We start from the raw sequence: 25,372 nt of genomic DNA, 5'->3' as shown, positions 1-25,372 counted from the left end.
GTAAGGCGGCAGGCCTGATGGTCCGAGTACTAAGGGCGGGGCAGGAGCGACGATGAACGCAATCACCAAATCGTTCACAGGACGGAAGCGGATTCGCAAGAGTTTCGGGCGGATTCCCGAAATCGCTCCGATGCCGAACCTGATTGATGTGCAGCGCGCGTCTTACGAGACGTTTCTTCAGGCAAATGTATCGCCTGATGCGCGCACGCCAACAGGTTTGCAGGAGGTCTTCCGGTCTGTTTTCCCGATTAACGATTTTGCTGGTCGGGGGCGGCTTGAATTCGTCAGTTACGAATTCGAAGAACCCAAATATGATGTTGAAGAGTGCATTCAGCGCGGTCTGACGTTTTCCGCCCCGCTGAAGGTTATCCTGCGTCTCATTGTGTGGGACGTGGATGAAGATACAGGTTCACGCTCCATTCGCGATATCAAGGAGCAGCCGGTGTACATGGGCGACATGCCCCTGATGACCGATAACGGAACCTTCATTATCAATGGCACCGAGCGTGTTATTGTCAGCCAGATGCACCGTTCTCCCGGTGTGTTTTTCGATCACGATAAAGGCAAGACGCATTCTTCCGGCAAGTATCTGTTTGCCGCGCGTGTGATCCCCTACCGTGGTTCCTGGCTTGACTTTGAATTTGACGCCAAGGATCTGATTTACGTCCGTATTGACCGTAAGCGTAAGCTGCCGGTCACCACGCTGCTTTACGCCCTTGAAGGTGCTGCTTCTGAAGCCGCCCGCAAGGCGAAGGCTGCTGAGGGTGGCGATGTTGATGCCCTTGATATCAAGGGTATGGATGACAACGAAATCCTGTCCTACTTCTACGGTGAAGTGAAGTTCGTCAAAACCCCCAAGGGTTGGGCACGTCCGTTCGATGCTGATGCTTTCCGTGGCCTGAAGCTGCTGGCACCGCTGGTGGATGCTGAAACCGGTGAAGTGGTCGCTGAAGCGGAAGCTAAGCTGACCGCGCGCATGGTGCGTAAGATTGCGGAAAAAACCCGTGAAGTGCTGGTGGGTGACATTGACCTGATCGGTCGTTTCATCGCGCACGACATTGTCAATTACGACACGGGCGAAATCTACGGCGAAGCCGGTGAGGAAATCACGGAAGCGCGTCTGGCGGCTCTTGAAGAAGCAGGTGTGACGGAACTGCCGTTGCTGGCGATTGATGCTGCCAATGGCCCGTGGATCCGTAATACGCTGACCGTTGATAAAAACAGCTCTCGTGATGAAGCGCTGATTGATATCTATCGTGTCATGCGTCCGGGTGAGCCGCCGACGGCTGAAACAGCCGAAGCCATGTTCCACGGCCTGTTCTTTGATCCTGACCGTTATGATCTGTCTTCCGTTGGTCGCGTGAAGATGAACATGCGTCTTGATCTGGATGTGCCCGACACCGTGCGCGTGCTGCGTAAGGAAGACATCCTGCGCACCATCAAGGTGATGTGTGAACTCAAGGATGGCCGCGGCCAGATTGACGATATTGATAACTTGGGGAACCGTCGTGTCCGCTCTGTGGGCGAGCTGATGGAAAACCAGTATCGTGTCGGTCTGCTGCGCATGGAGCGCGCTATCCGTGAACGTATGGGCTCTGTCGATATCGACACGGTCATGCCGCATGATCTGATCAATGCCAAACCTGCTGCTGCTGCTGTGCGCGAGTTCTTCGGGTCTTCCCAGCTCAGCCAGTTTATGGATCAGACCAACCCGCTGTCTGAAGTCACGCACAAGCGTCGTCTTTCAGCACTGGGTCCGGGCGGTCTGACCCGTGAGCGTGCAGGCTTTGAAGTGCGTGACGTTCACCCGACTCACTATGGCCGTATCTGCCCGATTGAAACGCCGGAAGGTCCGAACATTGGTCTGATCAACTCCCTGGCAACCTATGCCAAGGTGAACAAGTACGGCTTTATTGAAACACCGTATCGTCTGGTGAAGGACGGCGTTCTTCAGGATGGCTGGAAATATCTTTCCGCCATGGAAGAAGAAAAGCTGATCGTTGCTCAGGCCGACGCCAAGCAGAGTGCTGATGGCGCACTGACGGACGAGCTGGTCTCCGTTCGTCGTGGTGGGGACTTCCGTCTGGTGCCCCCCACTGAAGTGACGGCCTGTGACGTGTCACCCAAGCAGCTTGTTTCCGTTGCCGCCGCGCTCATTCCGTTCCTTGAGAACGATGACGCGAACCGCGCACTGATGGGGTCCAACATGCAGCGTCAGGCTGTGCCGCTGGTGCGTTCCGATGCGCCGCTCGTTGGCACTGGCATGGAAGCTGCTGTGGCTCATGACTCTGGTGCAACCATTGTTGCCAAGCGTGATGGGATTGTGGACCAGATTGACGGGGCACGTATCGTTGTGCGTGCAACGGATGCCAATGGGTCCACGCAGGGCGTCGATATCTATCGTCTGCGTAAATATTCCCGCTCCAACCAGTCCACCTGTATCAACCAGCGTCCGCTGGTGCATGTGGGCAATCAGGTGAAGGCCGGGGACATTATTGCGGATGGTCCGTCCACCGAACTGGGTGAACTGGCTCTGGGCCGTAACGTGCTGGTCGCGTTCATGCCCTGGAATGGTTACAACTTCGAAGATTCCATCCTGATCTCCGAACGTATTGCGAAAGATGACGTCTTTACCTCGATCCATATCGAGGAATTTGAAGTCATGGCGCGTGATACCAAGCTGGGTCAGGAAGAAATCACGCGTGATATCCCCAACGTGGGGGAAGAAGCGCTGCGTAACCTGGACGAAGCTGGTATTGTTTACGTTGGGGCTGAAGTGAACCCCGGTGATATCCTCATCGGTAAGGTCACGCCAAAGGGTGAAAGCCCGATGACGCCGGAAGAAAAGCTTCTGCGCGCCATCTTTGGTGAAAAAGCGTCTGACGTGCGTGATACCTCCCTGCGTCTGCCGCCCGGCACCACCGGCACCATTGTTGACGTGCGCGTCTTCTCCCGTCGCGGCGTGGATAAAGATGAACGCGCCATGGCGATTGAACGGGCGGAAATCGAACGCCTGTCCAAAGACCGTGATGATGAACGCGGTATTCAGGAACGCTCCTTCTACAGCCGTCTGCGTGAAAAACTGCTGGGTCAGGTTGCCGGTGCCGGGTTCAAGGGCATCCGCTCTGGCACGGAAATCACGGATGCGGTTCTGGATGAGCAGCCCCGTGGTGCATGGCGTAACATTGTTGTGGCCTCTGATGCGGTCATGGCTGAGCTGGAAACGCTGCGTCGTGAATTTGATGCCTCTGTGCAGAAAATTCAGGCTCGCTTTGACAGCAAGGTTGAAAAGCTGCAGCGCGGTGATGAACTGCCGCCCGGCGTGATGAAGATGGTCAAGGTGTTTGTTGCCGTGAAGCGTAAGCTTCAGCCGGGTGACAAAATGGCCGGTCGTCACGGGAACAAGGGTGTGGTGTCCCGCGTGGTGCCGGTTGAAGACATGCCGTTCCTTGAAGACGGGACGTCTGTTGATATCGTGCTGAACCCGTTGGGTGTGCCGTCCCGTATGAACGTGGGGCAGATTCTGGAAACGCATCTGGGTTGGGCCTGCGCAAATCTTGGCCGTGATATTGGTAATCTGGTTGATGATTATCAGCGCACGGGTGAGAAGCGTCAGGAACTGCTTGATCGCCTTAAAGACGTGTATGGCGACAAGATCTATGAGGACGACATTGCTAACATGAGCAATGATGAACTCATTGAACTGGCGAACAATCTGCGCAAGGGCGTTCCTATCGCCACGCCGGTGTTTGATGGTGCTTCCATTCCGGATATTGAAGCCATGCTTGAAAAAGCGGGCGTCAACAAATCCGGTCAGTCCCAGTTGATTGATGGCCGCACGGGCGAGCCGTTTGAGCGTAAGACCACTGTTGGTTATATTTACATGCTCAAGCTGCACCATCTTGTTGATGACAAGATCCATGCGCGTTCCATCGGGCCTTACTCGCTTGTTACGCAGCAGCCGCTGGGTGGTAAGGCGCAGTTCGGTGGTCAGCGCTTTGGGGAAATGGAAGTCTGGGCGCTTGAAGCTTATGGCGCTGCCTATACGCTGCAGGAAATGCTGACGGTGAAATCGGATGACGTATCCGGTCGTACCAAGGTTTATGAAGCCATTGTGCGTGAGCAGGATGACTTTGAAGCCGGTATTCCTGAAAGCTTTAACGTTCTGATCAAGGAACTGAAGTCTCTTGGTCTGAATGTTGAGCTGGAGCAGGGGGCAGAATAAAGGTGAGGCTCAGCACCATTCTCCGTTCTTATTTTGAAGGGGTAGCCGGAACAGCAGTTCCGGCGCCCCATTTCCCTTTGGGGGCTTCCGCACATGAATGAACTCATGAAAATTCTTGGCCAGACCGGCCAGGCGATGACCTTCGATCAGATCAAGATCCAGTTGGCATCACCCGATCAGATGCGGTCTTGGTCATTTGGTGAAATCAAGAAGCCCGAGACCATCAATTACCGGACATTCAAGCCGGAACGCGATGGTCTGTTCTGTGCGCGCATTTTTGGCCCGATCAAGGACTACGAATGCCTGTGCGGCAAGTACAAGCGGATGAAGTTCCGCGGCATTATTTGCGAAAAATGCGGCGTTGAAGTCACGTTGGCCAAGGTGCGTCGTGAACGCATGGGCCACATCCAGCTTGCCAGCCCGGTTGCGCACATCTGGTTCCTGAAATCTCTGCCCAGCCGTATCGGCCTTATGGTCGATATGACTCTGAAAGATCTGGAAAAGGTTCTCTATTTTGAGAACTATCTGGTTCTGGAGCCCGGCACGTCTCCGCTGAAACAATATTCTCTGCTGACCGAGGACCAGTACCTTGATGTCATGGACGAATATAGCGAAGAAGGCATTGAAGTCGGGATCGGTGCCGAGGCCATCAAGAAGGTTCTTGAGCGCATCGATTGCGATGCCGACAAGGTTCATCTGCGTCAGGAACTCAAAGAAACCACTTCAGAAGCCAAGCGCAAGAAGCTGGTCAAGCGCCTGAAGCTGATTGAGGCTTTTGCTGAAAGCGGTTCTCGTCCGGAATGGATGATTCTGGATCTGGTTCCGGTTATTCCGCCGGAACTGCGCCCGCTGGTGCCGCTGGATGGTGGCCGGTTCGCAACGTCTGATCTGAACGATCTGTATCGTCGCGTTATTAACCGTAACAACCGTCTCAAGCGCCTGATGGAACTGCGTGCGCCTGATATCATCGTGCGTAACGAAAAGCGCATGCTTCAGGAAGCCGTTGACGCCCTGTTCGATAACGGTCGCCGTGGGCGTGCCATTACCGGCGCAAATAAGCGTCCGCTGAAGTCCCTGTCCGATATGCTGAAAGGCAAGCAGGGTCGCTTCCGTCAGAACCTGCTTGGTAAGCGCGTTGACTATTCCGGTCGTTCCGTGATCGTGGTCGGGCCGGAACTCAAGCTGCATCAGTGCGGCCTGCCGAAGAAGATGGCGCTGGAACTGTTCAAGCCGTTCATCTACTCGAAGCTGGAGAAGTACGGTCACGCAACAACCATTAAAGCTGCAAAGCGGATGGTTGAAAAAGAACGTCCGGAAGTCTGGGATATTCTTGAAGAAGTGATCCGCGAGCATCCTGTGATGCTGAACCGCGCGCCCACGCTTCACCGTCTTGGTATTCAGGCGTTTGAACCCGTGCTGGTTGAAGGTAAGGCCATCCAGCTTCATCCGCTGGTTTGCACCGCGTTCAACGCTGACTTCGATGGTGACCAGATGGCGGTGCACGTGCCGTTGAGCCTTGAAGCTCAGCTTGAAGCGCGTGTGCTGATGATGTCCACCAACAACATTCTCAGCCCGGCTAACGGTAAGCCCATTATCGTGCCGTCTCAGGATATTGTTCTGGGTCTTTACTATCTCAGCCTCGAAGTGCCGGAATTTGCTGCAACGCCTGATCGCAGTGAATATGACAACACGACGGGTGAACTGGTTAAGGCAGGCGCTCCTTCTTTCTCCTCCATTGGGGAAGTGGAATATGCGCTGAGCGCCGGTGTTCTGAAGCTGCATGACAAAATCCGCGCACGCCTTGAAAGCGTGAACAAGGACGGTCAGAAAGTTTACGAAACCATCGTGACCACGCCAGGCCGCGTTCTGATTGCTCAGATCCTGCCGAAGAGCGATGCCATTCCGTTCTCGCTGATCAACAGACAGCTGACCAAAAAGGCCGTGTCTGATGTGATCGATACGGTTTACCGTCACTGCGGTCAGAAAGAAGCGGTTATCTTCTGTGACCGTCTGATGGCTCTTGGTTTCCGTCACGCTGCAAAGGCAGGCATTTCCTTCGGTAAGGATGACATGATCATCCCGGCTGAAAAGAAAGTGCTTGTTGATCGTACGGCTGCTGAAGTGAAGGAATTCGAACAGCAGTATCAGGATGGTCTGATCACGGCTGGCGAACGCTACAACAAGGTGGTCGATGCCTGGTCACGCTGCACGGACGAAGTGCAGGCGGCCATGACGAAAGAGATTTCCCGTCAGGAAATTGGCAAGCCCATCAACTCCGTGTGGATGATGAGCCACTCCGGGGCGCGTGGGTCACCGGCCCAGATGAAGCAGCTCGCCGGGATGCGTGGTCTGATGGCCAAGCCGTCTGGTGAAATTATCGAACAGCCGATTATTGCCAACTTTAAAGAAGGTCTGTCGGTTCTCGATTACTTTACGTCTACCCATGGTGCACGTAAGGGGCTGGCCGATACCGCTCTGAAAACGGCGAACTCCGGTTACCTCACCCGTCGTCTGGTGGACGTTGCGCAGGATAGCATCATCATTGAAGAAGACTGCGGTACGGAACGTGGTCTGACGGTTCGCGCCGTTCTCGATGGTGGTGAAATTGTTGCCTCCCTGTCAGAACGTATCCTCGGTCGTACCGCGGCTGCGGATGTGGTCGATCCGGCTTCTGGGGACGTGATTGTTCCACGCAATCATCTCATTGAAGAAGCGGATGCAGAGCGCATTGAAAAAGCGGGCATTGAGTCCATTTTCATCCGCTCCGTGCTGACCTGCGATAGCCGGGTAGGCGTTTGCGGCCATTGCTATGGACGAGACCTTGCCCGCGGCACACCGGTCAATATTGGTGAAGCCGTTGGTGTTATCGCTGCACAGTCCATCGGCGAGCCCGGCACTCAGCTGACCATGCGTACCTTCCATATCGGTGGTGCGGCTCAGCGTGGTGCCGAGCAGTCCATGATCGAAGCATCTCGTGACGGTAAGGTTGTTATCCGCAACCGTAACGTGGTGCAGAACTCTCAGAACGTGCCGATTGTCATGGCACGTAACTGTGAAATTCTGCTGACTGACGATGCTGGTGTGGAAAAAGCCCGTTATCGTGTGCCTTACGGTGCCCGGTTGCTGACAACGGAAGGCGCATCTGTGTCCCGTGGTCAGAAACTGGCAGAGTGGGATCCCTACACCCTGCCGATCATCACAGAGCAGGCTGGTAAGATTGAATATCTTGACCTGATTGACTCCATCACGCTCGTCGAGCGTATGGACGAAGTCACCGGCCTGACCTCCAAAGTGGTGGTTGACTACAAGCAGGCAGGGAAGGGTGTTGATCTGCGGCCGCGTCTGCAGATCAAAGGCCCGAACGGCGAGGTCATCAAACTGGAAAACGGCAGCGATGCCCGTTACTTCCTGTCACCTGAAACACTGCTGTCCGTTGAAAACGGTGCAGAAGTTCATGCCGGTGACGTTCTGGCCCGTCTGCCGCGTGAAGGCTCCAAGACCCGTGATATTACAGGTGGTCTGCCGCGTGTGGCAGAACTGTTTGAAGCACGTCGTCCGAAAGACCATGCCATCATTGCTGAGATGGAAGGGCGTGTTGAATTCGGGAAGGATTACAAGTCCAAGCGCCGTATTATCGTGAAGAACGATGAGACAGGTGAAGAGACCGAATATCTGATCCCGAAAGGCAAGCACGTTTCCGTTCAGGAAGGTGACTTTGTTGAAAAGGGCGATCCGCTGGTCGATGGTCCCCGCGTGCCGCATGATATTCTGAAGGTCATGGGGGTTGAGGCTCTGTCCGATTACCTCGTGAATGAAATTCAGGATGTCTATCGTCTTCAGGGCGTGAAGATTAACGATAAGCATATCGAGGTTATCGTTCGTCAGATGCTGCAGAAGGTTGAAATTCTGGAGCCAGGCGACACGACATACCTGATTGGCGAAACCGTTGATCGGATTGAGCTGGATATCGAAAATACGAAGTGCCTGAACGCAGGTGAACGTCCTGCCGTGGCCATGCCGGTGCTGCAGGGGATCACCAAGGCGTCCCTGCAGACACAATCCTTCATCTCTGCAGCCTCCTTCCAGGAAACCACGCGTGTCCTGACGGAAGCTGCAACGGCCGGGAAAGTCGACAGACTGAACGGCTTGAAGGAAAACGTGATTGTTGGGCGCCTGATCCCTGCTGGGACAGGAAGCGTCATGAACCGCCTGCGGGCTATTGCTGCCTCTCAGGACAAGCAGCGGGTCGGACGGTCTTCAGCAGCCGAATAAGGCGTGTCTGCTTCGATGTGAGCGGGAAAGGGGGCGGGAGTTATTCCTGCCCCCCTTTCTTTTTTGCACTGGGCCAAAGCAAACTGCGGAGAATCGTTCATCTCCGCTTGACTTCAGCCAGGTGCAGGGGTAGGTAGCAGCCCTCAGCTCCGCTCCATTGCAGGAGCAGGGGTAAATCGTAATTCTCTGTTAAGCATGCGGTTGGCTTCCGGCAGGAAGTGGTGCCGGATGTCAACATAGCCCCATACGGGTGTTGTGCCTGGTGGGATTTTCAAATGAAAGTCGGCAGCCGATAAAAAGGTTAGCCGGCCGAACTGTGTAAGGATCGGGAAAGGCGCATGCCGACCATCAACCAGCTCATTGCCAAGGGGCGCAAGCCTGCGGTCAAGCGCAACAAAGTGCCTGCACTGCAGGGTTGCCCCCAGAAACGTGGTGTTTGCACCCGTGTTTATACGACGACGCCCAAAAAGCCGAACTCCGCACTGCGTAAAGTTGCCAAGGTGCGTCTGACGAACGGCTATGAGGTGGTTAGCTATATTCCGGGTGAAGGCCATAACCTTCAGGAACATAGTGTCGTGCTGATCCGTGGCGGTCGTGTGAAGGACCTTCCGGGTGTGCGTTACCATATCCTTCGCGGTGTTCTCGATACCCAAGGTATCGCTAAGCGTCGCCAGCGGCGTTCGCTTTATGGCGCCAAGCGTCCGAAGTAAGGGAAGGTTAAGGTATGAGCCGCCGTCACCGCGCTGTTAAGCGTGAGATTCTTCCTGATCCGAAGTTTGGAGACATTGTCATCACGCGTTTCATGAACGCTCTGATGTATGATGGCAAAAAATCCACTGCGGAAGGGATTGTTTACGGAGCTCTCGAGGCGCTTGTTCGCCGGAGTGGGGCTTCTGCTGATCCGGTTGCATTGTTCCACAATGCTCTGGATAACGTTAAGCCTGCAGTAGAGGTTCGTTCTCGCCGTGTTGGTGGTGCAACCTACCAGGTGCCGGTTGAAGTCCGGGCTGAGCGTCGTCAGGCGCTGGCTATTCGCTGGGTGATTGATGCCTCTCGCAAGCGGGGCGAAAACACCATGCAGGACCGGCTGTCCAACGAATTGCTGGACGCTGTGAACAACCGTGGTGCTGCTGTTAAGAAGCGCGAAGATACCCACCGTATGGCTGAAGCCAACAAGGCATTCAGTCACTATCGCTGGTAATCATTCGAGGGTGCCATTTTTGCCCGTAAGGGAAGTGGCAAACTTATTTGGAAACTGCCTCTTGAGTGGTTCGAGAGGTATGGAGTGGAAAAATGGCTAAGGCTAAATTTGAGCGGAATAAACCGCACTGCAACATCGGCACCATCGGCCACGTTGACCATGGCAAGACGTCTCTGACGGCTGCTATCACGAAGACGCTGGCAAAAAGCGGCGGTGCTGACTTCAAAGCATACGACCAGATCGATGCTGCTCCTGAAGAACGCGCTCGTGGCATCACCATTTCCACGGCTCACGTGGAATACGAAACCGCGAAGCGTCACTACGCTCACGTGGACTGCCCCGGACACGCTGACTATGTGAAGAACATGATCACGGGTGCCGCTCAGATGGACGGCGCGATCCTGGTTGTGTCCGCTGCTGACGGCCCGATGCCGCAGACCCGTGAACACATCCTGCTTGCTCGTCAGGTTGGTGTGCCGGCTCTGGTTGTCTTCCTGAACAAGGTTGACCAGGTTGACGATCCGGAACTGCTTGAACTGGTTGAAATGGAAGTTCGTGAACTTCTGTCTTCTTATCAGTTCCCGGGCGACGAAATTCCGATCATCAAGGGTTCTGCTCTGGTGACGCTGGAAGATGGCGATCCAGAAGTTGGCGAAAACCGCGTCAAAGACCTGATGGACGCTGTTGACGAATACATCCCGCAGCCGGAACGTCCGATCGACCGTCCGTTCCTGATGCCGATCGAAGACGTGTTCTCCATCTCTGGTCGTGGGACCGTGGTGACGGGCCGTGTCGAACGTGGTGCTGTGAACGTTGGTGACGAAGTTGAAATCGTTGGCCTGAAAGACACCGTCAAGACGACCGTTACCGGTGTTGAAATGTTCCGCAAGCTGCTTGATCGCGGTGAAGCTGGTGACAACATTGGTGCGCTGCTGCGTGGCACGAAGCGTGAAGATGTTGAACGTGGTCAGGTTCTGGCCAAGCCGGGCTCCATCACCCCGCACAAGAAGTTCAAGGCAGAAGCCTACATCCTGACGAAGGAAGAAGGTGGCCGTCATACGCCGTTCTTCACCAACTATCGTCCGCAGTTCTACTTCCGTACGACTGACGTGACGGGTGTTGTGCACCTGCCAGAAGGCACGGAAATGGTCATGCCTGGCGATAACTGCGCCATGGATGTTGAACTGATTGCACCGATCGCCATGGATGAAGGTCTGCGCTTCGCTATCCGCGAAGGTGGCCGCACCGTTGGTGCAGGTGTTGTGGCTTCCATCACCGAGTAATCGGTAAGAGGCCTAAGAACTGTATGGCCCCGGCTGAGTCCTTCAGCCGGGGTCTTACTTGGCGGCCGGGTTTCCCCGGACAAGTAAAGTGTTGGACTAAGAAACAATGGACAACCAGAACATCCGCATTCGCCTAAAGGCGTACGATCATCGCGTGCTTGACAACAGCACAAAGGAGATCGTCAACACGGCGAAGCGTACGGGTGCGCGGGTTCGGGGTCCTATCCCGCTGCCGACGCATATCGAACGGTTTACGGTTAACCGTTCTCCCCACGTGGATAAGAAAAGTCGCGAGCAGTTCGAAATTCGGACTCATCGCCGCCTGCTCGATATTGTCGAGCCGACTCCGCAGACCGTGGACGCTCTCATGAAACTCGACCTCGCCGCTGGCGTGGATGTCGAGATCAAACTTTAAGGTCCAGACGATGCGCACCGGATTGATCGCAAAAAAGTTGGGCATGTCCCGACTGTTCAAGGAAGATGGCACACATGTGCCTGTTACCGTCCTGCATGTTGATGACGTGCAGGTGGTGGATGTCCGTACTCAGGAGCGGGATGGCTATACGGCTGTTCAGCTGGGTCTGGGCAAAGCCAAGGTAAAAAATGTCACCAAGCCGAACCGCGGCCATTTTGCCCGCACAAAGGTTGAGCCCAAAAAGGTTGTACGCGAATTTCGCGTGGCTGAAGATGCCGCGCTTGAGGTTGGCGCATCCCTTTCCGCTGCTCACTTTGTTGTAGGCCAGAAAGTGGACGTGACCGGCACCAGCAAGGGTAAAGGGTTCGCAGGCGCCATGAAGCGCTGGAACTTTGCTGGTCTTGAAGCCACACATGGTGTGTCTATTTCTCACCGTTCTCATGGTTCTACCGGTAACCGTCAGGATCCCGGCAAGACCTTCAAGAACAAAAAGATGGCAGGCCATCTGGGTGATGAACGCGTGACCACCCTGAATCTTGAAATTGCAGCGATCGATCCGGAAAAGAATCTGATCATGGTGCGTGGTTCCATTCCTGGAGCAAAAAACGGCACCGTGTTGATTCGTGATGCGATCAAAAAAGCCCGCCATGTCGATGCGCCTTATCCGGCCGCTCTCGTGACGGCGGAGGGCTGAGGTCATGGAAATCGAAATCAAAACGCTTGATAACGGCACTGCTGGTTCTGCTACGCTGCCGGATGAACTGTTTGCAGTCGCTCCGCGCGCAGATATCATGGCGCGTGTCGTGCATTGGCAGCTTGCAAAGCGCCGCGCAGGTACGCATCAGGTAAAAGGCATGGCTGACGTGTCTGGCACTACCAAGAAGCCGTATCGCCAGAAAGGCACAGGCAGCGCCCGTCAGGGGTCTCTGCGTGCACCGCAGTATCGTACCGGTGGTGTGGTCCATGGTCCGGTGTCCCGTGACCACGGATATGACCTGCCCAAGAAGGTGCGTCGTCTGGGCCTGATCTCTGCGCTTTCCCAGAAAGCTCAGGATGGCAAGCTGATTGTTCTGCAGTCTGCTTCCGGTGTGGCACGCACAAGCGAACTGGCTGTCAAGCTGAAGACCCTCGGCCTGAAGTCCGCCCTCATTGTTGACGCTGCTGTTGATGAAGGCTTTGTTCGCGCTGCGCGCAACCTGCCCAAAATCGACGTTCTTCCGACGATCGGCGCCAACGTTTACGATATTCTTAACCACGAGGTTCTGGCCATTACCCAGGCTGGTCTCGAAGGTCTGAAGGAGCGCCTGGCATGACCAACATTCTTGCGCTGCGCAAGAAAGCTGAGCGTCTTTCCCGTGAGGCGATGTACGATATCGTTCGTGCGCCGCTGGTCACGGAAAAGGCAACCGCGCTTTCTGAAAAAAATCAGGTTGTTTTCAAGGTTGCCATCACGGCCACCAAGCCTGAAATCAAAGTGGCAGTGGAAACACTGTTTGGCGTCAAGGTTGTTGGTGTGAACACCCTTGTCCAGAAGGGCAAGACCAAGCGCTTCAAGGGGCGTCTGGGACAGCGTTCTGACATCAAGAAGGCGTTCGTCCAGCTTGCGGAAGGTCAGTCCATTGACCTGACCGCCAAACTGGCGTGACGTGGGGTAGGAACAAATGGCACTGAAGCACTTTAATCCCGTCACGCCGAGCCTTCGCGGCACGGTTCTGATTGATCGCGCCGATCTGTGGAAAGGCAAGCCGGTCAAGCAGCTGACGGAAGGCAAGAACAAGACGGGTGGTCGTAACAATAACGGCCGTACGACTTCTCGTTTCCGTGGTGGCGGTCACAAGCAGTCTTATCGTTACGTAGACTTCAAACGGCGCAAGTTTGATGTGCTCGGCACGGTTGAGCGTCTGGAATATGACCCCAACCGTACGGCCTTCATTGCTCTGGTGAAGTATGAAGACGGTGAACTGGCATACATCCTGGCTCCGCAGCGTCTGAAAGTTGGCGATAACGTTATCGCTGGCACGCGCGTTGACATTAAGCCGGGTAACGCGATGCCGCTGGCCTCTATCCCGGTCGGCACCATCGTGCACAACATCGAACTGAAGCAGGGCGCTGGTGGCAAGCTGGCCCGTTCTGCAGGCACATATGCCCAGCTCGTTGGTAAGGACTCCGGTTACGCGCAGATCAAGCTGCAGTCCGGTGAACTGCGTGTTGTGCGTGGTGAATGCATGGCAACAATCGGTGCTGTGTCCAATCCGGACAACATGAACCAGCATCTGGGTAAAGCCGGTCGTGCTCGTTGGTTGGGACGTCGTCCGCATAACCGCGGCGTTGTGATGAACCCGGTTGACCATCCGCATGGTGGTGGTGAAGGCCGGACATCCGGTGGTCGTCATCCGGTCACACCGTGGGGCAAGCCCACCAAAGGTTACAAAACTCGGGTCAACAAGCGTACGGACAGTCTGATTATCCGTCGTCGCAAGACCGGCAAGTAAGGGGCAATAGAAGATGGCACGTTCCGTCTGGAAAGGCCCGTTCGTCGACGGGTATCTGCTAAGCAAAGCTGAAGCGTCCCGCGCGTCGGGTCGTAATGAAGTGATCAAGATCTGGTCACGTCGTTCCACGATCCTTCCGCAGTTCGTTGGACTGACGTTCGGTGTTTACAATGGTCAGAAGTTCCTGCCTGTGCAGGTGACGGAGAATATGGTCGGGCACAAGTTCGGCGAATTTTCTCCCACCCGTACATTCCACGGGCACGGGGCCGACAAGAAGTCGAAGCGGGGCTAAAATGAGCAAGCCGAAACAGCCGCGCACGCTCGCGGAAACTGAAGCGCAGGCCGTTACGCGCAACATTCGGGTTAGTCCCCGCAAGTTGAACCTTGTTGCGGGTCTTATCCGCAACAAGCCGGCGTCTCAGGCAGTTGCCACTCTTACGTTCTCCAAGCGTCGTATCGCCCAGCAGGTCAAGAAGACCCTGGAAAGCGCGATTGCGAATGCAGAGAACAATCACCAGCTGGATGTTGATCAGCTGGTGGTAAAGACGGCTGAAGTTGGGAAGTCCATCGTGATGCGTCGCTTCCATGCACGTGGTCGTGGTCGTTCTGCCCGCGTGGAAAAATTCTTCAGCCACCTGAAGATCGTTGTTGCCGAACGGGCTCCCGAGCCTGAAGCAGCTTCTACTGAGCAGAAGGCGGCCTGAGGTATGGGACATAAAGTCAATCCGATCGGGCTGCGGCTCGGTATCAATCGCACGTGGGACAGCCGCTGGTACGCTGACGGTGATTATTCTCGCCTGCTGCACGAAGACCTGAAGCTGCGTGCGTTCCTGCGCCGCAAGCTTTCCGGTGCTGGTGTGTCTCGTGTTGTGATCGAACGTCCGGCCAAGAAGCCGCGCGTGACGATCTATGCAGCACGTCCTGGCGTGGTCATCGGCAAGAAGGGTCAGGATATTGACGCTCTGCGTAAAGAGCTGACCCGTATGGCTGGCACGGAAGTGGCGCTCAACATCGTTGAAATCCGTAAGCCGGAAATCGACGCAACGCTGGTGGCAGACAACATTGCCCAGCAGCTTGAACGCCGTGTTGCCTTCCGTCGCGCCATGAAGCGCGCTGTGCAGTCTGCCATGCGTCTTGGTGCGCAGGGTATCCGGATCAACTGTTCCGGTCGTCTGGGTGGTGCAGAAATCGCTCGTATCGAGTGGTATCGTGAAGGCCGCGTGCCGCTTCACACTCTGCGTGCCGATATCGACTACGGAACAGCTACTGCGAAGACCACCTATGGCACCTGCGGTGTAAAGGTATGGATCTTCAAAGGTGAGATTCTGGCGCATGACCCACTGGCTCAGGACCGCCGGGCGGCCGAACAGGCCCCTCAGCGCTGAGGCGAAGGATAGAAGACAATGCTTTCTCCAAAGCGTACTAAGTTCCGCAAGGCGCACAAAGGCCGTATTCACGGTCTTGCCAAAAGCGGAACCACGCTCAACTTTGGCACGTTCGGTCTGAAGGCTCTTCAGCCCGAACGCATCACCGCACGGCAGATCGAAGCGTCTCGTCGGGCCATTACCAGAGCGATGAAACGTGCTGGTCGCGTGTGGATTCGTATTTTTCCGGACCTTCCGGTCTCGACAAAGCCCGCAGAAGTGCGTATGGGCTCCGGCAAGGGATCACCCGAATACTGGGTGGCCCGTGTGAGGCCTGGTCGCATTCTGTTCGAAATCGAAGGTGTGCCGCCCGAAGTCGCGCGTGAAGCGCTGGCTCTCGGTGCAGCAAAGCTGCCGATTAAGACCAAGTTTGTGACCCGAATTGGAGATGCGTGAGATGGCAAAGGCAACAAAGCCAGCTGATCTGCGTGCCAAGACGTCAGACGAACTGAACGCGCTGCTCATCGAGCTCAAGCGCGAACAGCTCAATCTGCGTTTCCAGCAGGCAACCGGGCAGACCGAAGGCCAGAGCCGCGTTCGGGTGATCCGGCGTGAAATTGCGCGCATCAAGACGATTGTGGCGCAAAATGAGAAGACTGCGGCAGGTGCGAAAACATCTGCTGCCATTTCCTGAAGGGAGTTGGACGATGCCAAGGCGCGTCCTTACCGGACGTGTGACGAGCGACAAGATGGACAAGACCGTAACGGTTCTTGTCGATCGTCGCGTCATGCATCCGCTGTATAAGAAGTTTATCCGTCGCTCCAAGAAGTACGCGGCGCACGACGAAGAAAACGTCTGCAAAGTTGGCGACACGGTGCGTATTATTGAATGCCCCCCGGTTTCTCGGCGCAAGGCATGGGCTGTGGTTGCTCGCAATGGCGAGGCCGTAGACGCCTCTGCTGTCGGCGTGTCGGCGTAAGGTAAGGATATCTAGAACATGATCCATCCCGAGACCAACCTCGACGTAGCCGACAACTCCGGTGCGCGTCAGGTGCAGTGCATCAAGGTGCTGGGCGGCTCCAAGCGGAAGTCCGCCTCGGTCGGCGACGTGATCGTCGTATCTGTCAAGGAAGCCATCCCCCGCGGGAAGGTGAAAAAGGGCGACGTCCACCAAGCTGTTATCGTGCGTACTTCCTATCCGGTACGTCGTCCTGATGGCAGTGCTATCCGCTTTGACAAGAACGCCGCTGTGCTGATCAACAAGCAGCAGGAACCGATTGGTACCCGTATCTTCGGCCCGGTTGTTCGTGAGCTTCGTGCACGCAAGTTCATGAAGATCATCTCTCTGGCTCCGGAGGTGCTATAATAATGGCCGCTCGTATTAAAAAAGGCGATACGGTTGTTGTCATCAGCGGCTCCTCCAAGGGTGTTGAAGGTGAAGTTCTTTCTGTGCGTCCGGCAGAAAACCGCGCCATTGTGCGTGGCGTTGCTGTTGTGAAGCGTCACCAGAAAGCAACCCGTATGGGCGAAGAAGGTGGGATCATTTCCCGTGAAGCGCCTGTTCATCTTTCCAACCTGAAGCTGGTTGACCCGGCTTCCAAGAAGCCGACGCGTGTTGGTTTCCGTGTGCTGGAAGATGGCCGTAAAGTTCGTGTTGCCAAGGCAACCGGCGAAGTGATTGAAGGCTGAGGAGGCGAGAATGAGTGAGTCTAAGGGCGTTCGTTCCGTTCCTCGTTTTCAGGAACGCTATGAAAACGAACTGCGTGCCAAGTTGCGTGAGCAGTTCGGCTACAAAAACGTCATGCAGGTGCCGCGGCTTGAAAAAATCGTCCTGAACATGGGCGTTGGTGAAGCTGCTGGTGACCAGAAAAAGCTTGATGCAGCAGTTGCTGAAATGACGTTGATTGCTGGTCAGAAGCCGGTGAAAACCGTTGCCAAGAAGGCTATTGCGGGCTTCAAGATCCGTGAAGGTCTGCCGATCGGCTGTAAGGTTACGCTGCGCCGTGCCCAGATGTATGAATTCCTTGATCGTCTGGTGACGATTGCGATGCCGCGTATTCGCGACTTCCGCGGTCTGCCAGCTAACAAGGGTTTTGACGGGCGTGGTAACTTTGCCCTGGGTCTGAAAGAACAGATCGTCTTCCCGGAAATCGACTATGATAAGGTTGATGAAATCCGCGGTATGGACGTTGTGTTCGTGACCAGCGCAAAAACGGATGCGGAAGCTAAGGCGCTTCTGAAAGCGTTTGATCTTCCCTTTGCAGCCTAAGGGAAATCGTTTACCTGTCATCAGGTGTTGTTGTCTTGGAAAACCGTCGAAGGTTTTCGAAGGGTTCCGGAGGATAAAAATATATGGCTAAGACTTCTGCCATCACGCGGAATGCCAAGCGGGCTCGCATGTCTGCGCGTGACAAGGAAAAGCGTGCGGCGCTGAAGAATATTGTGATGGACCGCTCGCTTCCTGTGGAAGATCGGTTTGATGCGTCTTTGAAGCTGGCAGAGCTGCCGCGCAATGGGTCACGCGTTCGCGTGCGTTTGCGCTGCAAGCTGACGGGCCGGTCTCGCGGTAACTACCGTAAGTTTGAGCTGTGCCGTATTGCACTGCGTGATCTGGCTTCAAGTGGCCAGATTCCGGGCATGGTTAAAGCTAGCTGGTAAAGGCGCACAATGTCACTTTCTGATCCGCTGGGTGATATGCTCACCCGTATCCGTAACGCACAGCGTGCGCGCCATGCTGCCTGTGTGTCTCCGGCTTCTAACCTGCGTTCAAACGTTCTGGATGCTCTGCAGCGCGAAGGTTATATTCGTGGCTACAAGCGCGAAGAAGTGCGCAAGGGTATCGTTCAGCTTCATATCGAACTGAAATACTCTGAAGGTGAGCCGGTTATTAAGGAAATTCACCGCGTTTCCCGTCCGGGGCGTCGTGTTTATTCCAAAATCAAGGAGCTGCCGCGTGTATGCGCCGGGCTGGGTGTTTCCATCCTGTCCACGCCGCGTGGTGTTCTGTCCGATGTCGAGGCTCGCGCTGCCAATGTTGGCGGTGAAGTCCTCTGTCGCGTGTTCTGAGGAGGGATACATGTCACGTGTAGGCAAATATCCCGTTGACGTTCCCGCGGGTGTGACTGTCTCGATTGCAGACGGTGTTTTCAAGGCCAAGGGCAAGCTGGGTGAACTTTCCGTTCCCCTGTCTTCTCACATTGAGGCTGAAATTGCAGAAGGTAAGGTCGCCGTTCGTCCGGTGAACGATGCTGCGCAGGCTCGTATGATGTGGGGTACCACGCGCGCTTTGATCGCCACGGCCGTCAAGGGTGTGTCTGAAGGCTTCTCGAAAGCTCTGGAAATCAACGGCACCGGTTATCGTGCTGCCGTCCAGGGCTCCAACCTTGTGATGAACCTCGGTTTCTCTCACGACGTGGTCTATCCGATCCCGCAGGGCATCAAGATCTCCACGCCGCGTCCGACCGCTATTCTTGTCGAAGGGATCGACAAGCAGCGTGTAGGGCAGGTTGCTCTTGATATTCGCAGCTACCGCAAGCCGGAACCCTACAAGGGCAAGGGCGTGCGTTATGAGACGGAAACCATTCGCCGCAAGGAAGGCAAGAAGAAATAATGAGCACTCAGCAGGAACTGCGGAATCGGCGGCGGGATCGTCTCCGTTTTCAGCTCCGTCGCAAGGCTGGTGGTCGTCCGCGTCTGTCGGTCTTCCGGTCTGGCAAGAACATTTATGCGCAGGTCATTGATGACGTGCAGGGGCGTACCCTCGCTGCTGCTTCCAGCCTGGATAAAGAGCTGCGTGAAGGCCTGAAGACAGGTGCCAACAAAGACAGCGCTGGCGCTGTTGGTAAGTTGGTTGCCCAGCGTGCTGTTGCCGCTGGTGTCTCTCAGGTTGTGTTCGATCGTGGGGCATATCTTTATCATGGGCGCGTGAAGGCGCTGGCGGAGGCTGCCCGCGAGGGCGGTCTCTCCTTCTGAGGAAAGGATCACGTAATGGCTCGTGAACCAAGAGAAGGCGGTCGAGGCGGCCGTGATCGTGAACGCGAAGGCGATGAACTGGTAGATAAGCTGGTTACCATCAATCGTGTTGCGAAGGTTGTTAAGGGCGGTCGGCGCTTTGCATTTGCAGCGTTGGTTGTTGTTGGTGACCAGAAGGGGCGTGTTGGCTACGGTGCAGGTAAGGCACGTGAAGTGCCGGAAGCGATCCGTAAGGCTACGGAACGCGCCAAGCGTGGTATGATCCGCGTGCCGATGAAGGAAGGCCGCACCTTGCATCATGATGTTGCTGGTCACTTCGGGGCTGGTAAGGTTGTGCTGCGCTCGGCTGAAGCCGGGACCGGGATCATCGCTGGTGGTCCGATGCGTGCTGTTTTTGAAAGCCTGGGCATCAACGATGTGGTTGCGAAGTCCCTCGGGACCCGGAACCCGCACAACATGGTGAAGGCAACGTTTGATGCTCTCACCCGCTGTGCCAGCCCGCGTTCAGTAGCGAACCGTCGCGGCAAGAAGGTTGCAGAAATCTTCGGCAAGCGCGACCAGGCCGCTTCAGTTGGGGAGGCTGCAGATGCCTGAGACAAAAACCTTCAAGGTTGTCCAGATTGCGTCTGGTAACGGACGCAAGCCTGGCCAGAAAGAAACCCTGATTGGTCTTGGCCTGAACAAGATCGGTCGTGAGCGGGTTCTTGAAGACACCCCTTCAACACGCGGTATGGTCCGTAAAGTGGCCCACCTTGTGAAGGTGGAGGATTGATATGAATCTGAATGAGCTTCGCGATAACGACGGTGCTCGTTATCGTAAAAAGCGGCTTGGCCGCGGTATCGGCTCCGGCAAGGGCAAGACTTCCGGTAAAGGTGTGAAGGGGCAGAAAGCGCGTGAAGGCGTTTCCCTGAACGGCTTTGAAGGTGGTCAGCTGCCGATCTATCGTCGTCTGCCGAAGCGTGGCTTCAAGAACATCTTCCGCAAGGTCTATGCGCCGGTTAATCTCGGTGCAATTGAAAAGGCTCTTGCAGATGGTAAGCTTGATGCCGGTGCAGCGGTGACGGAAGATCTGCTGAAGAAAGCTGGTCTTGTTGGCACTGGTAAATATGCTGGCGTGCGCATTCTGGGAGAAGGCGAACTGACACGTGCTGTCACGTTTGAAGTCTCTGGCGCTTCTGCTTCCGCAGTTGCAGCTGTCGAAAAGGCCGGGGGATCTGTAAAGATTCTTGCGCCGAAAGCAGCCGAAGCCAGCGCATCCTAATGCGAATGGAAGAGGGCAGGGTCATAGCTGTCCTCTTCTGGTCGGTTTTTCCAGAGATGTTCTGGTTTAACTTTTAGACTATCATGCCAGCGTCCCGCATTATGTGGTGACGCTGTTTGTGTGAAAGGACGGATGCATGGCTTCCGCGGCCGAACAGTTGGCTGCCAACTTTAATGTGGGCTCCTTCGCCAAGGCAACCGAACTCAAAAAGCGGATTTGGTTTACCCTTGGTGCGCTGATTATTTACCGTCTTGGTACGTACATTCCTGTTCCAGGAGTGGATGCCACGGTCATGGGGCAACTGCTTGCGCAGCATCAGGGCGGCATATTGGGCATGTTCAATATGTTTACTGGTGGTGCTCTGGGCCGTATGACGGTTTTTGCCCTGAACATCATGCCTTATATCTCTGCATCCATTATTGTGCAGTTGATGTCTACAGCGGTTCCGTCTCTCGAAGCGCTGAAGAAGGAAGGCGAGCAGGGGCGTAAGAAGCTCAATCAGTATACGCGCTATCTGACTGTTTTTATTGCTTTGTTCCAGGCTTACGGCATTGCTGTGGGGCTTGAAAATATGCACAGCGCTGCCGGTGCGGCAGTGGTGAACCCAGGCGTTTTCTTCCTTACATCCTGTGTCATCACCCTTGTGGGTGGCACGATGTTTCTGATGTGGCTTGGTGAGCAGATTACATCGCGCGGGGTAGGGAATGGTATTTCTCTGATCATCTTTGCGGGGATTGTGGCCAACCTGCCGCAAGCTTTGGCGAGCTTGTTCCAGCTTGGTTATACGGGAGCGCTTTCACCCTTCTTTGTTCTGGTGTTTCTCGTGCTGGCAGCTATCACGATCACGTTCATCGTGTTCATGGAGCAGGCTCAGCGTCGCGTGGTTATTCAGTATCCCAAGCGCCAGATGGGACAGAGGATGTTTGGGGGCGATACCACTCATATGCCTCTGAAGGTCAATACAGCTGGGGTTATCCCGCCGATTTTTGCGTCTTCCGTACTGCTGATTCCGGTCACTATTTCGGGTTTCATGAACGGTAAGTCCATGCCGGGGTGGCTCTCTTTCCTGGGTGAGGAACTCGGGCAGGGGCAGCCGCTTTACATGCTGTTCTACGCCGCCATGATTGTGTTCTTTTCTTACTTTTACGCGGCGGTAACGTTTAATCCGACGGAGACGGCGGATAATCTTCGCAAGCAGGGAGGCTTCATTCCCGGTATCCGTCCCGGAGCGGCCACAGCTGCGTACTTTGATAAGATTCTGACCCGCCTGACGACGATTGGGGCGGCATATATGGTGCTGGTTTGTCTTCTGCCGCAGATACTCATCAGCCATTACAATGTGCCGTTTTACTTTGGTGGGACCAGTCTGATTATTATCGTCTCGGTTACGATTGATACGGTCACGCAGGTGCAGTCGCATCTTGTGGCGCATCAGTACCAGGGACTGATGCGTCGCTCTCGGGGCGGTAAGAAACAGAGGATCATCCGGCGATGAACATTATTTTTCTGGGGGCGCCCGGAGCAGGAAAGGGAACCCAGTCCAAACGTTTGGAAGAACGGTATGGGCTGGTGCAGATCTCGACTGGCGATATGCTGCGGGCAGAAGTGGCGCGTGGGTCGGATATCGGCAAGCAGGCCAAAAGCCTGATGGATGCCGGGCGCCTGGTGCCAGACGAGCTGATCATCGCCATGCTGAAGTCACGGATAGAGCAGCCAGATTGTGTGAAAGGATTCATCCTGGATGGATTCCCACGCACAACCGGACAGGCAGAAGCGTTGGATACAATGCTGAAGGCCGACAACAAGAAGATTGATGTCGTTCTGTTTCTGGATGTGGATGAGGACGTTCTGGCGGATAGAATCTCTGGCCGCTTTACGTGTGCGCAGTGTGGGGCGACCTACAATGAAGTCTCCAACCCTCCCAAGAAGGAAGGTGAGTGTGACGCATGTGGGAGCCACGAATTCAAGCGTCGGGCTGATGATCGGCGGGAGACGGTCGTTGAGCGTCTTAAGGAGTATCGGAAACTGACTGCGCCGATTCTTCCGTTCTACGAAAAAACCGGTCGTCTTTATAAAATTAACGGCATGTTGCCGGCTGCCGAAGTTACTGCGCAAATTGAAGCAGTTATGGCTGGACAGTGATCGATCACGAAAAAGTGATCCGTTTTCGTTGACTTGTGCGGGTGGCCGGTATATTTCGCGGCCACTGAGTGAAATCTGCTTCCGGTGGCGGAGGCTATGAGTGTTCGCCCTTTTTGGGTGAACCCGACAGGAGTGTAAGGCGTGGCACGTATTGCCGGCGTGAATGTCCCGACAAACAAACGGGTTGTTATCGGGCTTCAGTATATCTACGGGATTGGCGCAACCAAGGCTGACCAGATTTGTAAATCTGCTGGTATTCCTGAAGCGAAGCGCGTGAATGAACTGAGCGACGACGAAATCATGAAGCTGCGTGAGCTGATTGATACCCAGTATCGCGTTGAAGGCGATCTGCGTCGTGAAGTGGCGATGAACATCAAGCGTCTGATGGATCTGGGCTGCTACCGCGGTCTGCGTCATCGTCGTGGCCTGCCTGTGCATGGTCAGCGGACGCACACCAACGCCCGTACCCGCAAGGGGAAGGCTGTTGCGATTGCAGGCAAGAAGAAAGCCACACGCTAATCCGATTTGTTGAAGTTTTCCGGATGGCTTTAGCGGGCTTCTGGGCAGGGACTGAGGTAGAAAAATTATGGCGAAAGCCGCTACACCGCGTATTCGTAAAAAAGAGCGCAAGAACATTATTTCCGGCGTGGCACACGTTCTGTCCACGTTCAATAACACCATGATCACCATCTCTGATGCCCAGGGGAATGCTATTTCCTGGTCTTCCGCCGGTGCTCAGGGGTTTAAGGGCTCTCGTAAGTCCACGCCGTATGCTGCACAGGTTGCGGCTGAAGACGCTGGTCGTAAGGCTCGCGAACACGGCATGGAAACGCTGGAAATTGAAGTTTCCGGTCCTGGGTCAGGCCGTGAAAGCGCACTGCGTGCTCTGCAGGCAGTTGGGTTCTCCATCACGTCCATCCGTGACATGACGCCGGTGCCGCACAACGGCTGCCGTCCGCGCAAGCGTCGTCGCGTCTAAGGATTGAAAGTGTGCGGTTATCTTATGGTAACCGCCGTCTTTTGGTTTGTTTATTAATGTTCAGAGAAATCGCTGCTTCAGCAGTGGTTTTTCATATTGAAAGGCCGGTACCTTGGTCCTTCAGAAAAACTGGCAATCTCTGATCAAGCCCGAAAAGCTTGAAGTCGAATCCGGAGTGGAGCCGACACGTATTGCAACGGTTGTTGCCGAGCCGCTGGAACGTGGTTTCGGGATGACCCTGGGTAACGCCCTGCGTCGCGTGCTTCTGTCTTCCCTGCAAGGGGCAGCAGTGACCGCCGTGCAGATTGATGGCGTTCTGCACGAGTTCTCGTCTGTTGCTGGCGTGCGTGAAGATGTGACGGACATCGTCCTGAACATCAAACAGCTTGCGCTGCGTATGCATGGCGAAGGCCCGAAGCGCATGGTGCTGACGGCAACCGGCCCTGGCGAGGTTCGCGCCGGGCAGATCCAGACAGGCCATGATGTTGAAATCATGAACCCGGATCTGGTAATCTGCACGCTGGATGACGGTGTGAAGCTGGGAATGGAATTTGTGGTTGGTATGGGCAAGGGCTATGTGCCTGCTGCTGCAAACCGCCCGGAAGATGCGCCGATCGGTCTTATCCCGGTTGATGCTATCTATTCCCCGGTTAAGCGCGTGTCTTACAAGGTTGAGCCGACCCGTGTTGGTCAGGTAACTGACTATGACAAGCTGCTGCTGACGGTGGAAACCAACGGTGCGATCACGCCGGAAGATGCGGTTGCACTTGCTGCCCGAATCCTGCAGGATCAGCTACAGTTGTTCATCAACTTTGATGAGCCGCGCCCGGTTCAGGCGGAAGAACCGCAGGATGATCTGCCGTTCAACCGTAACCTGCTGCGTAAGGTTGATGAGCTTGAATTGTCTGTTCGTAGTGCAAACTGCCTGAAGAACGACAATATCATCTATATTGGGGACCTGGTCCAGAAGAGCGAGCAGGAAATGCTGCGGACTCCGAACTTCGGCCGCAAGTCTCTGAACGAGATCAAGGAAGTCCTGACCTCCATGGGGCTTTCTCTCGGTATGAATGTGCCGGCTTGGCCGCCGGAAAATATTGAAGATCTGGCAAAACGGCTTGATGAGCCGTTCTAAGCCCACTTCTTAGGACTAGGAACTGAACTATGCGTCACCGTATTGCCGGCCGAAAGCTCGGCGTTACCTCTTCTCACCGCGCTGCCATGTTCCGTAACATGGCAGTTGCTCTGCTCAAGCACGAGCAGATCACCACCACGCTGCCGAAGGCAAAAGAACTTCGCCCGGTTGTGGAAAAGCTGATCACGCTGGGCAAGCGTGGTGATCTGCACGCTCGTCGTCAGGCATTTGCCATGCTGCGTGACGATGTGATCGTGAAGAAGCTGTTTTCTGCTATTGCAGAACGTTACAAAGGCCGCACGGGTGGTTACTCTCGTGTCATGCGTGCCGGCATGCGTTATGGCGATGCCGCAGACATGGCTGTGATTGAACTGGTTGATCGCGATGTTAGCGCGAAGGGCCAGGACAGCGGCCCCCGTCCGGAAGTGACGGAAACGCAGGATCTGGCAGCTTAAGTCAAGCTGACGGTTTTGCAGGGAGCCGCCCAGCGGCTCCCTTTTTCCTTTTTATGCCTGTCGTTCATGTGTATGAACGATTGAGACAACACTGGATGTCGAGTTTGGCTCCGTCCCTTGTTGTTGGGTGAGATCTTCCAGATCTGTCTAATCCGCTTTTATGCGGTGCCCGAACAA

At 55.2% G+C, this 25,372-nt stretch carries 32 protein-coding genes; all 32 read left to right on the top strand.

Going from position 1 to position 25,372, the window contains the following annotated elements; all coding sequences use genetic code 11:
- The first annotated feature begins 52 nt into the window (after positions 1–52).
- The 32 genes from rpoB (at position 53) to rplQ (ending at position 25,195) form a co-directional block, all read left to right on the top strand.
- A complete protein-coding gene (rpoB, locus tag ASN_RS00755; protein ID WP_039903568.1) occupies positions 53–4,225 on the top strand; it encodes a DNA-directed RNA polymerase subunit beta in 4,173 nt (1,390 codons plus the stop codon).
- A 93-nt stretch (positions 4,226–4,318) separates the two neighbouring features.
- On the top strand, positions 4,319–8,497 hold the full coding sequence (gene rpoC / locus ASN_RS00750) for a DNA-directed RNA polymerase subunit beta' (protein WP_058986931.1): 4,179 nt from the start codon (positions 4,319–4,321) through the stop codon (positions 8,495–8,497).
- A gap of 338 nt (positions 8,498–8,835) precedes the next feature.
- Positions 8,836–9,207 carry a 30S ribosomal protein S12 gene (gene rpsL, locus ASN_RS00745; RefSeq protein ID WP_003622698.1) on the top strand — a complete coding sequence of 124 codons (372 nt, stop codon included), beginning with the start codon at positions 8,836–8,838 and terminating at the stop codon, positions 9,205–9,207.
- A gap of 14 nt (positions 9,208–9,221) precedes the next feature.
- The gene (gene rpsG / locus ASN_RS00740; protein ID WP_006557752.1) at positions 9,222–9,698 is read left to right on the top strand and encodes a 30S ribosomal protein S7; all 477 of its coding nucleotides are present in this window, start codon (positions 9,222–9,224) and stop codon (positions 9,696–9,698) included.
- Positions 9,699–9,790: 92 nt separating this feature from the next.
- Positions 9,791–10,981: an elongation factor Tu gene (gene tuf / locus ASN_RS00735; protein WP_039903569.1), complete on the top strand. Its 1,191-nt coding sequence runs from the start codon at positions 9,791–9,793 to the stop codon at positions 10,979–10,981.
- A 106-nt stretch (positions 10,982–11,087) separates the two neighbouring features.
- Positions 11,088–11,396 carry a 30S ribosomal protein S10 gene (gene rpsJ / locus ASN_RS00730; protein ID WP_007282720.1) on the top strand — a complete coding sequence of 103 codons (309 nt, stop codon included), beginning with the start codon at positions 11,088–11,090 and terminating at the stop codon, positions 11,394–11,396.
- Positions 11,397–11,406: 10 nt separating this feature from the next.
- The gene (gene rplC / locus ASN_RS00725) at positions 11,407–12,090 is read left to right on the top strand and encodes a 50S ribosomal protein L3 (protein ID WP_006557756.1); all 684 of its coding nucleotides are present in this window, start codon (positions 11,407–11,409) and stop codon (positions 12,088–12,090) included.
- 4 nt (positions 12,091–12,094) lie between these two features.
- Complete coding sequence (rplD, locus tag ASN_RS00720; RefSeq protein ID WP_006557757.1) at positions 12,095–12,709, top strand: 50S ribosomal protein L4; 615 nt, start codon at positions 12,095–12,097, stop codon at positions 12,707–12,709.
- Positions 12,706–13,041, top strand: a complete 336-nt coding sequence (locus ASN_RS00715) for a 50S ribosomal protein L23 (protein WP_006557758.1) — start codon at positions 12,706–12,708, stop codon at positions 13,039–13,041. The genes rplD and ASN_RS00715 overlap by 4 nt, the downstream gene beginning before the upstream one ends.
- Before the next feature lie 16 nt (positions 13,042–13,057).
- Complete coding sequence (gene rplB / locus ASN_RS00710; RefSeq protein WP_006557759.1) at positions 13,058–13,888, top strand: 50S ribosomal protein L2; 831 nt, start codon at positions 13,058–13,060, stop codon at positions 13,886–13,888.
- Positions 13,889–13,901: 13 nt separating this feature from the next.
- Positions 13,902–14,180 (top strand): 30S ribosomal protein S19, encoded by a 279-nt coding sequence (gene rpsS, locus ASN_RS00705; protein ID WP_006557760.1) that lies wholly within the window; start codon positions 13,902–13,904, stop codon positions 14,178–14,180.
- 1 nt (position 14,181) lies between these two features.
- A complete protein-coding gene (gene rplV / locus ASN_RS00700; RefSeq protein WP_006557761.1) occupies positions 14,182–14,592 on the top strand; it encodes a 50S ribosomal protein L22 in 411 nt (136 codons plus the stop codon).
- A 3-nt stretch (positions 14,593–14,595) separates the two neighbouring features.
- On the top strand, positions 14,596–15,273 hold the full coding sequence (rpsC, locus tag ASN_RS00695; protein ID WP_006557762.1) for a 30S ribosomal protein S3: 678 nt from the start codon (positions 14,596–14,598) through the stop codon (positions 15,271–15,273).
- Positions 15,274–15,291: 18 nt separating this feature from the next.
- Entirely contained in the window at positions 15,292–15,708 is a 417-nt protein-coding gene (gene rplP / locus ASN_RS00690) for a 50S ribosomal protein L16 (RefSeq protein WP_006557764.1), read from the top strand.
- Between the two features lies 1 nt (position 15,709).
- Positions 15,710–15,946, top strand: coding sequence for a 50S ribosomal protein L29 (gene rpmC / locus ASN_RS00685; RefSeq protein WP_006557765.1), 237 nt, complete (start codon positions 15,710–15,712; stop codon positions 15,944–15,946).
- Positions 15,947–15,959: 13 nt separating this feature from the next.
- Positions 15,960–16,232: a 30S ribosomal protein S17 gene (gene rpsQ / locus ASN_RS00680; protein ID WP_035377670.1), complete on the top strand. Its 273-nt coding sequence runs from the start codon at positions 15,960–15,962 to the stop codon at positions 16,230–16,232.
- Between the two features lie 18 nt (positions 16,233–16,250).
- Positions 16,251–16,619, top strand: a complete 369-nt coding sequence (gene rplN, locus ASN_RS00675) for a 50S ribosomal protein L14 (protein ID WP_006557767.1) — start codon at positions 16,251–16,253, stop codon at positions 16,617–16,619.
- A gap of 2 nt (positions 16,620–16,621) precedes the next feature.
- Complete coding sequence (rplX, locus tag ASN_RS00670) at positions 16,622–16,942, top strand: 50S ribosomal protein L24 (RefSeq protein ID WP_006557768.1); 321 nt, start codon at positions 16,622–16,624, stop codon at positions 16,940–16,942.
- 10 nt (positions 16,943–16,952) lie between these two features.
- Positions 16,953–17,522 (top strand): 50S ribosomal protein L5, encoded by a 570-nt coding sequence (gene rplE / locus ASN_RS00665; protein ID WP_006557769.1) that lies wholly within the window; start codon positions 16,953–16,955, stop codon positions 17,520–17,522.
- Positions 17,523–17,605: 83 nt separating this feature from the next.
- Complete coding sequence (gene rpsN, locus ASN_RS00660) at positions 17,606–17,911, top strand: 30S ribosomal protein S14 (RefSeq protein WP_035377675.1); 306 nt, start codon at positions 17,606–17,608, stop codon at positions 17,909–17,911.
- Positions 17,912–17,920: 9 nt separating this feature from the next.
- Complete coding sequence (rpsH, locus tag ASN_RS00655) at positions 17,921–18,319, top strand: 30S ribosomal protein S8 (protein ID WP_035377678.1); 399 nt, start codon at positions 17,921–17,923, stop codon at positions 18,317–18,319.
- 10 nt (positions 18,320–18,329) lie between these two features.
- Positions 18,330–18,863, top strand: coding sequence for a 50S ribosomal protein L6 (gene rplF / locus ASN_RS00650; protein WP_006557772.1), 534 nt, complete (start codon positions 18,330–18,332; stop codon positions 18,861–18,863).
- Complete coding sequence (rplR, locus tag ASN_RS00645; RefSeq protein WP_006557773.1) at positions 18,863–19,225, top strand: 50S ribosomal protein L18; 363 nt, start codon at positions 18,863–18,865, stop codon at positions 19,223–19,225. Before rplF ends, rplR begins: the two co-directional genes overlap by 1 nt.
- A 15-nt stretch (positions 19,226–19,240) precedes the next feature.
- Positions 19,241–19,819 carry a 30S ribosomal protein S5 gene (gene rpsE / locus ASN_RS00640; protein ID WP_006557774.1) on the top strand — a complete coding sequence of 193 codons (579 nt, stop codon included), beginning with the start codon at positions 19,241–19,243 and terminating at the stop codon, positions 19,817–19,819.
- Entirely contained in the window at positions 19,812–19,997 is a 186-nt protein-coding gene (rpmD, locus tag ASN_RS00635; protein ID WP_006557775.1) for a 50S ribosomal protein L30, read from the top strand. The genes rpsE and rpmD overlap by 8 nt, the downstream gene beginning before the upstream one ends.
- 1 nt (position 19,998) lies before the next feature.
- Positions 19,999–20,487, top strand: coding sequence for a 50S ribosomal protein L15 (rplO, locus tag ASN_RS00630; protein WP_058986930.1), 489 nt, complete (start codon positions 19,999–20,001; stop codon positions 20,485–20,487).
- Between the two features lie 136 nt (positions 20,488–20,623).
- Complete coding sequence (gene secY / locus ASN_RS00625; RefSeq protein WP_006557777.1) at positions 20,624–21,982, top strand: preprotein translocase subunit SecY; 1,359 nt, start codon at positions 20,624–20,626, stop codon at positions 21,980–21,982.
- Positions 21,979–22,629: an adenylate kinase gene (locus ASN_RS00620; protein ID WP_058986929.1), complete on the top strand. Its 651-nt coding sequence runs from the start codon at positions 21,979–21,981 to the stop codon at positions 22,627–22,629. The genes secY and ASN_RS00620 overlap by 4 nt, the downstream gene beginning before the upstream one ends.
- A 141-nt stretch (positions 22,630–22,770) precedes the next feature.
- The gene (gene rpsM, locus ASN_RS00615; protein ID WP_006557779.1) at positions 22,771–23,148 is read left to right on the top strand and encodes a 30S ribosomal protein S13; all 378 of its coding nucleotides are present in this window, start codon (positions 22,771–22,773) and stop codon (positions 23,146–23,148) included.
- 67 nt (positions 23,149–23,215) lie between these two features.
- Positions 23,216–23,608 carry a 30S ribosomal protein S11 gene (rpsK, locus tag ASN_RS00610; RefSeq protein WP_006557780.1) on the top strand — a complete coding sequence of 131 codons (393 nt, stop codon included), beginning with the start codon at positions 23,216–23,218 and terminating at the stop codon, positions 23,606–23,608.
- A gap of 112 nt (positions 23,609–23,720) precedes the next feature.
- Positions 23,721–24,740: a DNA-directed RNA polymerase subunit alpha gene (locus ASN_RS00605; RefSeq protein ID WP_006557781.1), complete on the top strand. Its 1,020-nt coding sequence runs from the start codon at positions 23,721–23,723 to the stop codon at positions 24,738–24,740.
- Positions 24,741–24,769: 29 nt separating this feature from the next.
- On the top strand, positions 24,770–25,195 hold the full coding sequence (gene rplQ, locus ASN_RS00600) for a 50S ribosomal protein L17 (protein ID WP_058986928.1): 426 nt from the start codon (positions 24,770–24,772) through the stop codon (positions 25,193–25,195).
- Positions 25,196–25,372 lie beyond the last annotated feature (177 nt).

This window comes from Acetobacter senegalensis, from assembly GCF_001499615.1.
GTDB classification, from domain to species: Bacteria; Pseudomonadota; Alphaproteobacteria; order Acetobacterales; family Acetobacteraceae; genus Acetobacter; species Acetobacter senegalensis.
The sequence above is the reverse complement of the archived record's forward strand: the minus strand, read 5'-3'. Positions and strand labels throughout refer to the sequence as shown.